Raw genomic sequence first — 14,545 nt, forward strand, 5'->3', positions numbered from 1 at the left:
GCTGATATACAGGAACAACTTTTGAACCTTAAACTATCTTTGATAAACAGTACAAGACTTGTGGTTTTACAAATTCCATTTTACACTACCTGGCATTTGAGTAGTTCTTGGTTTCCAAATCAGGCGAATCCAAGTTGGGTAATTTTCAATATGAAATAACTGGCCTTTTACCTGTTTCACGCTGTTCTTATTTTTGAATGTAGAACCAAAAAATACCGGAAAAAATGGGTAAAATGGGTGATTTCAATCGCCGGCATAAGTCACATTGAAAAATCATTAATCCAATTACAAGAATCAAAAGATTTAAAAGCTGATTCTTAAACAGCTAAAATCTTAATATTTAAAGCAAGGCATAGAGGACTTTCTGCCAGCTCCGGAAGCTTTCCCCCAAAGGAAACTATATCGCAGGGAAATTTCATGTGCTCCTCCCGTATTGGCATTCCCAAGGGAAGAGATAGTAAAATCATGGCTATATCCCACATCTAAACCTCCGCCTAATGACATTCCTACCAGAGCAATGATGGATTCATGATTAGGCTGTTCGGAATTAGAAACCGGAATTCCTCTATACCAAACCCCCAAAACCAAAGGTTGAATATTGAGCTGGGCTCCCATATCCAATTGGGTGAAAGGTTTTTGGTTTTTGTAATTAAAAGCCAATGTCAACTCCTTAGTTCCAGACTTTTGATTGTAAAATTCGGTAGAAGAACCACCAGAAAGATCAAATTTCACCCCGCCATGAGCTGAAACCTTAAGTGGTAACTTACTATTTTGGCCATCAACAAAGGATAAATTAGGTTGGGTAACATGCGCAGTCGATACACCAAACCAAACCTTCTCATTGTTATAAAGGAAACCAAAACTGTAATCCATAAATTGTCTGCGAACATCTTGGCCTAGGTTTTCTCCACTAAAATCCCCAATTGATCCAGTTTGATCATCAATTTGACTCCCGAAGATCAGATCTCCAAAATAAGCATCTCTATCCATGAAGCTAACTTGCCCCCCAATCCTCAAAAAAGAACGGAATCCTAGCCTCATCCTATAAGAGTAAACGGCTCCAATTTCAGACACACTGAGGTTGGCCATACTTTGCTGGGATTTATTAAAAATTAACCCAATCCCACTATTAATATTAAACATGTAATGATCCACATAAGCAGAATAGGAAGTGAAGGATTGATCTAATCCAGGCCATTGATTCCTATAGTTTACCCCAATTCTAGTCATTTCGGAGGATCCGGCCATCGCTGGATTTAAGTAGAGAGGAGCTGCATAAAATTGGGAATACTGTACATCCTGAGCTTGAGAAGTCAGACTCAGCATTCCTAAAATAATTAATGTAAAAATTCTTTTCATAACCTATCTAATAAGGGTGATTCCGCCGCTGCGACTTTGATTTTCGCCAGCAGTATTGGTGTAGGTAATTTTATACAAGTAGTTACCGGCAGGTAAAGCCTGCCCCTTATATGTACCATCCCAACCTTGAGATTCCTGGTTGGTGGTCATAAACATTCTTTCTCCCCAGGTATTAAATACCTCCATAGAGAAATTTGATACGGCCTTCATTTTGGGGATAAACACGTCATTAAGACCGTCTCCATTTGGAGTAAATGCATTTGGAATGACAATCATTTCCTCAGGCACATTTACTTGAACAGTATTCTTTTCAATGCTTGAACAGCCATAGATATCGAAGGCCGTAAGCGTTACTTCAAATGATCCAGCTTTTTCAAATATGTGTATAGGATCTTTTTCAGATGATTTATTTCCATCTCCGAAATGCCATTCCCAAGCAATGAATTCCTCAGAGATTTCACTTTCAAAAATTATTTCCTCATCTACTTGCACTTCTGGCTCACTGGAAATTTCCAGCTTTCTAAACTGGAAATTCAATCTGCTGCCCTGAGTATTCAAATTAGGGTAATCTACTTTGGCTTCAGTAATCACTGAACAACCTGTAGCATCAATTACTTTAACTTTTAGGGTTCCAGTTTTGAAATAATTGATCTCCCTGGCATTGGTATTTCCATTATTCCATTCGATGGTGTAAGGTTCTACTCCACCCTCTATTGAGACCCAAGCGACTCCTGTGAAAGATCCCTCTTCACAATCCACATCAAGCATACTTTCAATTCTCGCGTTGATATTCCCAGAACCCTTTACCTCGAAAGATTTAGTGATTTCACAGCCTGAAGCATCTTTAACAGAAATTGAATAGGTTCCTGGAGCCAAATCTTCTCTTTTGGAAAGGCCTTTGACACCATCTGACCACTCTATAGAATAATCCCCAGAAGCCCCGATAACTTCTAGCTCTACTAAGCCATCTTCACCTCCAGCACAAGAAGTAGGTTGATTATTCGCAATAACCAGATCCAGATTAGAGGAATTAGAGAGATTGAACTGCTTCTCAATAATACATCCAGAGGCATCAGAGACAAGCACAGAATAATTACCGGAAGAAAGGTTGGTGGCTTTTGCAGAATTTTGTCCATTACTCCACTGGTAAGTATATGGGGCTTGTCCTCCAATTACCCCCAATTCAATTTCTCCATTTGCATTTCCATCGCAATAAGGGGAAAGGATCGACTCAGTTAAAGTCATCACTGCCGGGCTTTTCACTTCGTAATTCGCTGTAAATGAACAGCCGGTTTGATCTTTGATAGTTACTGCGTAATTACCCGCAGAGAGATTATCGACATTTTGGGTAGTAGCTCCGTTGCTCCAGCTATATATATAAGGAGCTTGCCCTCCACTGATGGTAAGCTTGATTGCCCCATCATCAATTCCACTGCAAGACAAATCCTTAGTGGTTTCTTGTACTGAAATACCTTCTGATTCAGATTTTACTTCAAAAGAAACGGTTACATCACAATTATATATATCAGCAACTTTCACTGAATAAGTACCAGGCTTTAGACCATTCACTTCCCATTGGTCCTCCACCCCATTGCTCCAAGTAACCTTGTAAGGCTCCCCTCTTCCTACCTTAACACTAAGCTTAGCCGAACCATCAGCTCCCGACCCACAAGAAGCTGGAATAATTTCAATAGGATTTAAAATCAATGGGTAAGGAGGCTGAACCACTATATTCTCTTTATGGACAGCACCTTTTGAATCAGTAATTTCAACAGTATAGGTTCCTGCGTATAAATTGGTACGGTCTTTGGTTGTTTCAAGTGTATTCCACTTATAGGTATAAGGAGCCTGGCCCCCTGTGACCGTTAAAATAATGTGGCCTTTCTCTGAATGAGAGCAAAGTGCAAGTTTTCCTGAAACAGCAACCTGTATATCAGAAGCACCCATTGTTCGGGCTTGAACCAAATCAGGGTCTTTCAAAGATGATTGCGCATAAATGGAATTGATATATCCCATCATCATTAGAGGGAGTAATATCATTAAGCCATATGTAGAAAATGCCTTCTTCATCTTTTTTCGCCTGGTCCTCAAGCGCCTGATTTTCAATTGGGTAAAATTGCCTTATATAATAGGGTTTTTGTATTTTGTTTTTAAGAATAATATTTTTTGCAAATCGTATACAACAAAATGATATTCTTTCTTTTAGTGTTTATCTTAAAATAAGTGCAGAAAAATTCTAATATCCAAAGATTGGATGCACGTCAAAAGGGAATAGTTCAAACTTGAAAAAGTATCATTTTTATTAAAAAATTACCATAATCAAAAAAAGTATGAAATGATGCTTTTTTTTGATCATAAAAGACAAAAGCCTGAAAATCAGGCTTTGAATATTATTTTTAAAAAAAATCGATTTTTTTTTAAAAAGCTTATGAAATGTTGCTCAATGCTAGTATTTAAAGCAAGGAATGACTCTTCCTCTTTGGTTTCTGGATTTTGGATCCCCCCACAAAAAAGTATACCTGATGGATACTTCATGCGCACCTCCACTATTTTTTTGTCCTAATTTTGACACAGTCACATCATAGGAATATCCAATATCCAACCCGGAAGGAAGCGACACGCCAACTAACCCAATGACGGCCTCATTATTAGGCAAAGAATTTTTGGTTGGAAGTCCTCTATACCAAAGCCCCAACACCAAAGGTTCAAGAAAAACTTGGGCACCTAAATCAAGTTGATTAAAAGGATCTTGTTGTTTATAGTTGAAGGCAAAGGAAATAGATCTTTCGGAATAAGCATGAGTAAAATAATCTCGCCCCCCATGTCCTAAATCAAACTTCACACCTCCTTGAGCAGAAATCTTCATTGGGAGTTTGGAAATTTGCCCTTCCATAAAAGACCTATTAGGTTCTGACAAGTGATGTGCTGAAACTCCTAACCAATACTTATTGGTATAAAATAACCCTCCGACTGCATAGTCCATAAAACTATACTTGGAATCCAGCGGTACTCCATCCAATTCATCTGTAATTCCACCTATGGTTCCATTTATGATATCAATTTGACTTCCAAATACCAAGTCTGAGAAAAAAGCATTCCGCTGCATAAAGCTGACTTGCCCTCCAACTCGGAAGAATAAATCCTGACTTATTTGTAAACGGTAGGCATAGGATAAACCAATTTCATTGGTTGAAAGCTGCGCCATACTTTCTTGGCTTCCATTAAAAATCAATCCTATACCCGAATTGTAATCCATAATATAGTGATCAATGTATGCAGAATAGGAATTAAAGCTCTGGTCTAATCCAGGCCATTGATTTCTGTAATTGACACCGATCCGTGTGAGCTCACTTGCTCCGGTAAGGGCAGGATTTAAATAAATAGGGGCTGCGTAAAACTGGGAGTACTGGGTATCTTGGGCATAGATATCCAACTGTACAAAAAATTGTACCATCAAAAACATACATACGCCTAAGATCTTCCTCAACATAATCTTCATCACGATCCCTATACGGCAAAGGTATTATAACCGCAACGGAAAACCGTGAATTTAAAATGAAATGTAGGTTGTGAAACTACTAGGGCTTATGATTGAGAAATACAATCTTATTGGGTTTCAAACCATTATGATTAAACGCATTTTTAATTTGCGATTAAATCAATTAATGGCTTTGAAAATCAATAATTATACCAAAGAGATTTTATTTGGAAATATTCCTGATTAAATATCAAGAATTACCTGATTACGAATAAGATCTTGAAATTCTTCTCTTTTTCGAATCAATTGTGCTTTACCTTCCCATACCAGGACTTCTGCTGGCCTTAACCTTGAGTTATAATTAGAGGCCATACTTATCCCATATGCTCCAGCATTTTTAATAGCCAATATATCTCCCCTTCTAACTTCCTCAATTGCTCTCCCTGCAGCTATAGTATCTGTTTCACAGATGTATCCCACCACATTGTAAGTAGCAGGTTTTCCTTCTGGATTACTTACATTATAAATTCCGTGGTAAGCATCATACATCATGGGTCTAATCAAGTGATTCAACCCAGAATTCACTCCTACAAAGGTAATTTGCGGAGTCTTTTTTACAACATTGGCTTCAACCAATAAATACCCCGATTCGCTTACGACAAATTTTCCAGGTTCCAACCATAATTCCAGATCTCGCCCATACTTTTTACAAAATTCCAGAAAAGCCTCAGAAACTCGTTTTCCTACCGCCATGATATCTGTAACCACGTCACCATCCTTATACCCTACTTTAAACCCTCCTCCAAAATCAAGAAAATTCAAGTCCGGAAAATTCATAGCAGCATCAAAAAGAACATTCCCTCCCTTCAAAAACACTTCTGCATCCAGAATATCCGAACCAGTATGCAAATGGAGGCCTGTCACTTTCATCCGATAGCGTGAAACTACCTCTAGGATTTCATCCAATTGTTGAATTGAAATACCGAACTTACTGGTAATATGACCTACGGAAATTTTCGCATTTCCTCCAGCCATGATATGTGGGTTAATTCGGATACAAACAGGCACCGAGCCTCCAAAGGTCTGCCCGAATTGCTCCAATATAGAAATGCTGTCTAAATTGATCATGGAACCCAACTCTACTACTTCTTTGATCTCCTCCAGGCTCACTCCGCTGGGCGTGTACATGACGTCTTTCCCTTCATAGCCTGCTTCAAGACATATTTTCACCTCCTCCAAAGAGACCGCGTCTACCTCTCCGCCAGCTCTTTTCACCAATTTCAAAATAGAGATATTGGTCAATGCCTTCGTAGCATATTTTATCTTCAAAGGAACTTTTTCAAATGCCTTCTTCAGAGTATGTATCTGCGTAGTGATTTTCTCACCATCATACACATACACTGGAGTGCCAAATTCTTTTGCAATAGTTTCCAAGGAAACTCCTTGGATTGAAATAGGGTTATGAGATGCTGACATGATCTGAAATTTGCGCCCAAAGATAGCCAAATAACAAAAAAAGGAGGCATAAGCCTCCTCTTTTCCTTTATCGTAAATGTAATTAAGAAATCATAATTTAAAGAACGGAATCAATTCTGAGATTGTTCCTATAAAACTCAAGCTATTGTGAGTCAATGGCAGTTAAATATTGTTAAGCCCTATTTCACCCCTAAGAATCAGGCTAAATTTGTAAAATGTCCAAAGGAAACATAATTCTTATCATTGTTTTGATGTCCCTGGCCAGTTTTGGCTTAATGGGTTTCCAATACTATTGGGTAAGAAATGCGGTAAGGATAAACCGTGAACGGTTCGATCAAAACGTGTATATGGCGCTCTCGGGGACGGTAGAGCAATTGGAAAAAGGAGAGACTTCAGACGTCTTACTCAGCTATTTAATGAAAGACTCCCTTTTCCAGGAATCCTTATTTGAAAAAATTGAACCAATCACTTTCCAGATCCAACAACGCCCCGTCTATAGAAGCAGACCCTCTATTGTGGACACTCTACTCAATGAAACTGCACCGGAAGTTAGCCCTACTTTCAGGAGAATCCTCGAATCCAGAGGGTTTGATATGAATGCACTGAAAGAATTGGAAATGTTTTTTGCCTATATGACCCCTGAATTGGCTTCCAGCATGTTTACTCCGGATGAAATGGCTATTCTTTTGGAAGAAAAGGAACGCCAACTCAACTACCTAAGTAAGGCAGAAAGTACAAGAGTAAGGCCTAATGTAGAAGTGATCCCAAGTCCAGAAGTATTGACAGAAATAAATATTTCGGATGATATTCTGGACAAAATCCGTCGAGCCAATTTCAAAATTGACATGGTGGAACGTACCTGGAATGAATTAGCAGCAGGGCAAAAGGAAATTCTGGACAGACTTGACACGCTCCAAGTAAGGGAGCTTTTGAGTAACCACCTTTTGGAAAGAGGGATTACCGAATCTTTTGAACTGGGACTTTTAAAAGACAATGGTGAAGTACTCCCATTAGGTCCAGTCACCCAACAAAGTACCTTACTCCAAAACGGAATCAAGGCCAAACTCTTTCCAAATGACATTCTAGGTAAAGAAAATTTCCTTTATATATTCTTTCCAGAAAAGAACTATCATGTCATCCGTCAAGTTTGGATTCCAATTTCGAGTTCCATCTTATTTATAGGAGTAATTATTTTCTGTTTCATTTACGCGATCAAAGTCATCATCCGACAAAAAGCACTTTCGGACACCAAAAATGATTTTATCAATAATATGACCCATGAGTTCAAAACTCCGTTAGCTACAGTAAGTCTTGCCGTAGAAGCTTTACAAGACCCTGAATTATCGACCCAGGATAAATTCAGAAAGAGATACCTAGGGATCATCAAAGATGAAAACAAAAGGCTGACAGCTCAAGTAGAGAAAGTTTTACAGGCGGCTGCGCTGGATAAGCAGGACTTCAAATTAAAAATAGAGGAGTTGAATCTCAGTGAATTATTAGAATCTACAATGCAACATATCAGCCTTCAGGTGGAGAAAAGAGGTGGAACACTCTCATTTACAGATCGGCTAAAAGAACCATCAGTTGAAGGTGATGCTTTTCATTTAACTCACATCTTTAATAATTTACTGGACAATGCATTGAAATATACTCCACATACCCCAACCATAAAAATGGAAGCGACGGAGGGAAAAGATCAGTTTATTGTTAAGATTACAGATAATGGGATAGGAATGTCTAAGGATGCCCAAAAGAAAATTTTTGATAAGTTTTATAGAGTTCCTACCGGAAACGTTCACGATGTGAAAGGTTTTGGTCTAGGATTATCTTATGTAAAAACCATGCTTGAAGCACATCAGGGAGGCATTCAAGTAGAAAGTGAAGTAGGAAGAGGGACAACGTTCACTATAACTTTACCCAAAAAGCAATGAGCAAAGCTAAACTATTGGTCGTAGAAGACGACCCAAACCTAGGGGATATTCTTCAGGAATATCTTGAAATGAAAGGCTATGAACCAACCCTATGCAGAGATGGGGAAGAAGGCTGGAATAAATTCAAAAAGGGCAAATACGATTTATGCCTTTTAGATATCATGATGCCCAAAAAGGATGGCTTTACCCTTGCCAAAGAAATCAAAAAAGTACAAGAGGATCTTCCAGTGCTATTTTTGACCGCTAAAAATCAAAAAGACGATATTATTGAAGGACTAAAAATAGGAGCAGATGATTACATCACCAAGCCATTTAGTATGGAAGAATTGCTGCTTCGGGTCACAGCAATCCTAAGGAGGACCCAAAAAAGCACAGAAGTTACTCCTTTAAAAATTTATAAGTTTGGTGGATTTGTACTTCATTACGATGAGCAATACCTCGAGGGCCCTAAAGGTAAACACAAACTTACTTCCAAGGAGAATGAGCTCATACGACTATTGGCCTCGGAAATCAATAAACTGGTCAATAGAAGTCATGCCTTAAAGCAAATCTGGGGAGATGACAGCTACTTCAATGCACGTAGTATGGATGTGTACCTAAGCAAGATTCGAAAACTGCTCAAGGACGATCCCAAGGTTCAAATCATCACCGTGCACGGAGAAGGTTTTAAATTGATCGTCTCAGAAGACTAAAAAAAGGCAGTGATTTCACTGCCTTTTTCCTATTCTAGAAGTAAGCTTTATACTAAACTTGCTCCAATTCCATTTCCCTCAGGAAAGGTTATTTTTTCTGGCGTTATCTTCACTCCTGTAGCAGGGTCTTTTGCCAACAACATGGCCCCATCCATATCCACATAATCCAGTAATGGCGCGATATGGGCAATGGCAGTAATCCCAATAGAAGATTCTGTCATGCATCCTACCATGGTTTTCATCCCTAAAGATTTTGCTTCATGGATCATTCGAAGCCCCGGAGTAATTCCCCCAGCCTTTACCAACTTCACATTAATACCATGGAATAGCCCATGGCATTTTTTCACATCACTTTCCACCATGCAACTCTCATCTGCAATTACCGGTAGTTTGGAATATTTGAATACTTCCTTCATCCCATCCAAATCATCTTTACCCAGAGGTTGTTCCATAAATTCCACTCCTAGTTTTTGGAGCTCTACCGAATATTCAATGGCCTGATCCGCAGTCCAGGCACAATTAGCGTCTATTCTAAATATAGCATCGGTATGCTTTCTTAACTCCCTCACGATTTCCAAATCATCCGATGTTCCCAATTTTATTTTATAGATAGGCCAGTGGACCTCTTTCATTTTAGAGACCATTTTTGGAACAGTATCTATCCCAATGGTAAAATTGGTAGTTGGGATATCCGTAGGGTTTAGCCCTAAAAATTCATACAGTTTTTTGCCCTTTTTCTTGGTATACAAATCCCAAGCAGCCATATCTAAAGCGCATTGAGCAAATGGATTATCCTTAAAATGGGTTTTCCCTAGCTCCCACAATTCTTCTGGGCTTTCCCAACTTCCACCCTCCACTATATCACGGAACTTATCCAGGGCCATACTCATATTTTCTACAGTCATCCCATAAAAAGGATTGGTCGTGGACTCACCTAAGCCCACCAAATCACCCTCTTCCAGTTTGACTATCAAGGTATCTTGAATATCCCTACTTTGGTGAGCAATGGTAAAAGTATGTTTAAGCGGAAGATCTTCAACAAAATACGATAGCTTCATTTACAATTTGAGCTTTATACATATACTATTTAAATCACAATGGCTAGTTTTACTTTTCACTTTAAAGAAAATCCAACCATGATGAGCTTTTCAAAGGGCATTTATACACGCATTTTTTTGCTGTTTTTAATTTCCTTAATTGGGTGTAAAACTGCAAATAAAAATACTGCCGAACCACTTTCTATCGAAACTTTAGAGTCAGCTTTCGACAATTTTAAGGAATCGGCTATCACCCATCGGAGATTTAAACACGAAGACCTGCAGCCTCTGATTCAAAAACATGCAAGTCAGTTTGAAACACAGGTTCTAGGAAACTCCATAGATGGCAGAAGTATTTCCAGTTTAGACTGGGGAAATGGCGAAACGAAAGTCATGCTATGGTCACAAATGCACGGAAATGAAAGCACTGCTACCATGGCGCTTTTTGATCTATTTAACTTTTTGGAGGGTAGTGGAGATGAATATGAAGATATCAGAAACACACTGAGAAGCAATTTGAATATCAAATTCATTCCAATGATTAATCCAGATGGTGCTGAAGCATTCAAAAGAAGAAATAGTCTGGACATTGATTTGAACAGGGATGCCATTTCTCAAATCTCCCCTGAAGCCATTATTTTAAAGAAAGCGAGGGATGATTTCGAACCAGAATTCGGTTTTAACCTTCACGATCAGCAGGTGTATTACAATGTAGAGGGTACTCCCAAACAAGCAACCATTTCCGTTTTGGCTCCAGCCTACAATGTCGCCACCGATGTGAATGAGATTAGAAAAAGGGCCATGCAGACTATTGTGGGAATGAATAAAGTTCTTCAACAAGTTGTTCCTGGCCAAGTGGGAAAGTATGATGATGCCTTTGAACCTAGAGCTTTTGGAGATAACATTCAAAAATGGGGAACAAGCACAATTCTGATCGAATCAGGAGGATACTGGGGAGACCCTGATAAGCAGTATATCCGCCAACTCAATTTTATGATCATTTTAGATGCCTTGCATCAGATTGCAACCAAAGGGTACGAACAGTACACTACAGAGGAGTATTTTTCAATCCCAGATAACGATTCCAAACTGGCAGATTTGATGATCAATGAAATGTTGGTTGAGGTAGAAGGAAAGAAATATCCAATTGACCTTATCATCAGAAGGAGAGAATCTGAAGTACCAGGCGGCTATTATGTTTCTGGCTCCATTGAAGATCTAGGCGACATGCAAGTATATTATGCTCCGGAGGTTTTTGATGCTAGTGGATTTGAGTTTGAAGAAGGCAAGGTATATGAATCAACTTTTGAAGACATTGGCTCATTAGATTTTAACCAAGCAATAGACTTATTAAAACAAGGATATTTGGCAGTGAAAGTAAACAATGGAGCGTCTAAAGATCTTCATTCCTTACCCATTCTGGTATTAAAAAGCGTGGATTCTTTTCCAAGTGTATGGACTACCGGTTCTGCCCCAAACTTTTATTTAGCTAAAGATGGAGAATTGAAATATGCTATCGTCAATGGTTATCTGATCGACTTGGAAAACCCTACACAGCAAGACTTTAAACAAAGAATCTATTAATTGTTAATAAATGTTTCCAGAGTACTAAAACCCGCTAAATGGCGGGTTTTTTGATGATTGGACTTATTATTCTTTATATTCAAAAGTAACTTTTAGCCCTATGAATAAGAACCTATCCTCCATATTATTTGCTTTGGCAATCGTCCTTGCCTCGATCGTTTTAGGAAATGCAATCATCAATAGAAACAGGCCTCAAGGCACCATCAACGTGACCGGTTTGGGTGAAAGTAACTTCACTTCAGACCTAGTGGTTTGGGAAGGGAATTTTTCCAGAGAAAGTTTTGACTTAAAATCTGCTTACGAGGATTTGGAAAAAGACAAGAAATTAGTGTCAGATTATTTGGTTTCCAAAGGGATCCCAGCAGACAAGTTGATCTTCAATGCTGTTCAGACCAACCCAAAATACCAGCAAAATTATTCCGAAACTGGAAGATACCTAGGACAGACATTTGATGGTTATTCTTTGAATCAATCGCTGAAAATAGAATCTACAGAAGTAGAGAAAGTAGAAAAGATCAGCCGTGAAATCACAGAGTTATTAAATCAGGGGATTGCATTCTATTCACAAGCTCCACGGTATTATTATACCGGACTGGAATCTTTGAAACTGGAAATGATTGCCAAAGCGACAGAAGATGCACGGGTACGGGCTGAGCGCATCGCAGAAAACTCCAAAGGGGATCTTGGAGACCTAATTTCGGCGAATATGGGTATTTTTCAGATTACTGGCCGAAATTCTGGGGAGGACTATTCCTGGGGTGGTACTTTCAATACCGCAGACAAAAACAAAACCGCTTCCATTACCATGAAACTGGTTTTTGAAGTGGATTAAGAAAAGGTTGGCTTTAAACAATTAGGACCTATAAGGCCTTATTAGTATGTGAAAGCTTTAATCATTTTAATACTAATGTCCTCGACCATTATCCTTTATCAGTTTGACAAAAATTCACCTACAAGAGATTGGAGGGTAGTAGATGATGGCGTGATGGGAGGAAGATCATCAGGCAATTTCTATGTCAATCAATCTGGGAATGGTGTATTTGAAGGTTTCGTGTCCTTGGAAAATAATGGAGGCTTTTCTTCGGTGAGATACAGGAAGACTTTTCAAATTCAATCTCAAAAAACTATTAGAATCCAATTAAAGGGAGATGGAAGCACGTATCAATTTCGAGTAAAGGCAAATTCTAATGATCTCCATTCCTACATAGGAGAATTTAAAACAAGCGGGGAATGGGAAATTGTGGAAATTGAGCTCACAAAGATGTACCCAGCTTTTAGAGGTCGAACACTTTCAATTCCAAACTTCGACAAAGATCATATTGAGGAATTAGCCTTTTTGATAGGTAATAAAAAAGAACAAAAATTCCATTTGGAAATAAAGTCTATCCAACTAATCTGATTCTTCCGATCGCTTTTGAATGTAAAAAAAGATGGACCTAAACTTGAATCTCAAGACTTAGGTGGAGATTACTTGTTAGATACCTACTAAAACCCGTCGATTAACACTAATTTGCCTTGATACTCATGAAGTAGATTGAATTGAAAAAACAAGAAAAGACCAAATCCGGACTTCACCCACGAAATGCCCATCGGGAACGCTACGATTTCCCTGCATTGATTCATTCCCACTCTTCCTTAATGCAATATGTTTCGGAAAATAAATACGGAGATCTCAGTATTGATTTTGCCAACCCTAAAGCAGTAAAGGAACTCAACAGAGCTTTACTCAAGCATTTCTACCAGATTTCAAATTGGGATGTCCCGGAGGGATACCTTTGCCCTCCTATCCCAGGAAGGGCAGACTATATTCATTATGTAGCCGATTTATTAACACAGTGTAATGCCGGTACTATTCCAAAAAAAGTTCATATGCTAGATATTGGAACTGGAGCAAACTGTATTTATCCCATTTTAGGCAATGCCATTTATGTCTGGTCCTTTATAGGAACTGACATTGACACCAAGGCTCTGCAGGCAGCTCAAAAAAACCTGGATTCAAACCCGAAACTTGAGCAACAAATCACGCTTCGCTATCAGGAAAATTCTGCACAGGTTTTAAAAGGAATTATCCGATCAGATGATGTATTCGATGTCTCCATCTGCAACCCTCCCTTCCATGAATCCCAAGCCGCAGCCGAAGCGGGAAGTAGAAGAAAAGTAAAAAACTTAAAAGGCAAGGTAGCAAAAAAAGTACCCCTCAATTTCGGAGGACAAAGCAATGAATTATGGTGTGAAGGAGGAGAGCTTTCCTTTATCAAAACCATGATCAAGGAAAGTGTAGAATACAAATACAATTGCTTTTGGTTTACCAGCTTGGTCAGCAAAGAAGAACATCTCAAAGAACTGATCCTTGCCTTGAAAAAAGCCAGAGTATCGGAAAGAAAAATCATTGATATGGCCCAGGGAAATAAAAAGAGTCGACTACTTGCCTGGACATTTTTATCTCCTGAAAAGCAAGAAAACTGGAGTAGGATGAAATGGAACAAAGGCTAGACTCAAAAAAAAGCGACTTGATAACTCAAGTCGCTTTTTTTTGGTTGAAAATTAATCTCTCGACTTAATCCTTATCAAGCGTTTAAAGTACTCTCAACAGAGATTTCCATATTCAACGCTCTGGAAATTGGACAATTTGCTTCAGCATCTTTTACCAATTCATCAAACTTTTCTTGTGTCACACCATCCACTGTTGCCTTCAGCACCAGATGAGATTTCTTAAGTGTACCTTCCTCAAAAGTGATATTGGAAGTAACATCCAGCTCAGTTGCAGTAAAGCCTGCTTCCTGTAGATTAAAGCTTAATTTCATGGCAAAACAACCAGCGTGAGCGGCAGCCACCAACTCTTCCGGGTTGGTACCTACCCCATCTTCAAAACGTGATTTAAAAGAATATTGTGTTTTGTCTAAAACTGTACTTGCCGTAGTCAAATGACCTTTTCCATCTTTTCCGGATCCTTGCCAAACGGCTGTTGCTTTTCTAATCATGGTAATA

The 14,545-nt window shown here is 38.8% G+C and carries 12 protein-coding genes; 6 read left to right on the plus strand and 6 right to left on the minus strand.

Annotated features, from left to right (window positions below; all coding sequences use genetic code 11):
• Positions 1-333: 333 nt before the first annotated feature.
• The 4 genes from JYB62_RS12970 to lysA form a co-directional block, all read right to left on the minus strand.
• Positions 334-1,359: a PorP/SprF family type IX secretion system membrane protein gene (locus JYB62_RS12970; RefSeq protein WP_205645856.1), complete on the minus strand. Its 1,026-nt coding sequence runs from the start codon at positions 1,357-1,359 to the stop codon at positions 334-336.
• Positions 1,360-1,362: 3 nt separating this feature from the next.
• Positions 1,363-3,429 carry a T9SS type B sorting domain-containing protein gene (locus tag JYB62_RS12975; RefSeq protein WP_205645857.1) on the minus strand — a complete coding sequence of 689 codons (2,067 nt, stop codon included), beginning with the start codon at positions 3,427-3,429 and terminating at the stop codon, positions 1,363-1,365.
• 376 nt (positions 3,430-3,805) lie between these two features.
• On the minus strand, positions 3,806-4,849 hold the full coding sequence (locus JYB62_RS12980; RefSeq protein ID WP_205645858.1) for a PorP/SprF family type IX secretion system membrane protein: 1,044 nt from the start codon (positions 4,847-4,849) through the stop codon (positions 3,806-3,808).
• A gap of 231 nt (positions 4,850-5,080) precedes the next feature.
• Positions 5,081-6,313 carry a diaminopimelate decarboxylase gene (gene lysA / locus JYB62_RS12985; protein WP_205645859.1) on the minus strand — a complete coding sequence of 411 codons (1,233 nt, stop codon included), beginning with the start codon at positions 6,311-6,313 and terminating at the stop codon, positions 5,081-5,083.
• 215 nt (positions 6,314-6,528) lie between these two features.
• On the opposite strand from lysA, the gene JYB62_RS12990 reads away from it, so the two are divergent.
• Both JYB62_RS12990 and JYB62_RS12995 read left to right on the plus strand, forming a co-directional pair.
• Positions 6,529-8,244, plus strand: a complete 1,716-nt coding sequence (locus JYB62_RS12990) for a sensor histidine kinase (protein ID WP_205645860.1) — start codon at positions 6,529-6,531, stop codon at positions 8,242-8,244.
• Entirely contained in the window at positions 8,241-8,936 is a 696-nt protein-coding gene (locus JYB62_RS12995) for a response regulator transcription factor (RefSeq protein ID WP_205645861.1), read from the plus strand. The genes JYB62_RS12990 and JYB62_RS12995 overlap by 4 nt, the downstream gene beginning before the upstream one ends.
• Positions 8,937-8,983: 47 nt before the next feature.
• Here JYB62_RS12995 and JYB62_RS13000 read toward each other — a convergent pair whose 3' ends face one another.
• Positions 8,984-9,994, minus strand: a complete 1,011-nt coding sequence (locus JYB62_RS13000) for a dipeptide epimerase (RefSeq protein ID WP_205645862.1) — start codon at positions 9,992-9,994, stop codon at positions 8,984-8,986.
• A gap of 78 nt (positions 9,995-10,072) precedes the next feature.
• Here JYB62_RS13000 and JYB62_RS13005 point away from each other — a divergent pair, with 78 nt between their 5' ends.
• The 4 genes from JYB62_RS13005 to rlmF all read left to right on the plus strand — a co-directional run bounded on the left by JYB62_RS13005 (position 10,073) and on the right by rlmF (position 14,050).
• Complete coding sequence (locus JYB62_RS13005) at positions 10,073-11,557, plus strand: M14 family zinc carboxypeptidase (RefSeq protein WP_243431568.1); 1,485 nt, start codon at positions 10,073-10,075, stop codon at positions 11,555-11,557.
• A 100-nt stretch (positions 11,558-11,657) separates the two neighbouring features.
• Positions 11,658-12,389 (plus strand): SIMPL domain-containing protein, encoded by a 732-nt coding sequence (locus JYB62_RS13010; RefSeq protein ID WP_205645863.1) that lies wholly within the window; start codon positions 11,658-11,660, stop codon positions 12,387-12,389.
• A gap of 75 nt (positions 12,390-12,464) precedes the next feature.
• The gene (locus tag JYB62_RS13015; protein WP_205645864.1) at positions 12,465-12,956 is read left to right on the plus strand and encodes a CIA30 family protein; all 492 of its coding nucleotides are present in this window, start codon (positions 12,465-12,467) and stop codon (positions 12,954-12,956) included.
• A gap of 140 nt (positions 12,957-13,096) precedes the next feature.
• Positions 13,097-14,050, plus strand: a complete 954-nt coding sequence (rlmF, locus tag JYB62_RS13020; protein ID WP_207758635.1) for a 23S rRNA (adenine(1618)-N(6))-methyltransferase RlmF — start codon at positions 13,097-13,099, stop codon at positions 14,048-14,050.
• Between the two features lie 74 nt (positions 14,051-14,124).
• Here rlmF and JYB62_RS13025 read toward each other — a convergent pair whose 3' ends face one another.
• Complete coding sequence (locus tag JYB62_RS13025; protein ID WP_205645865.1) at positions 14,125-14,538, minus strand: OsmC family protein; 414 nt, start codon at positions 14,536-14,538, stop codon at positions 14,125-14,127.
• Positions 14,539-14,545: the final 7 nt, after the last annotated feature.

The organism is Algoriphagus lutimaris (assembly GCF_017051705.1).
Lineage (GTDB): Bacteria > Bacteroidota > Bacteroidia > Cytophagales > Cyclobacteriaceae > Algoriphagus > Algoriphagus lutimaris.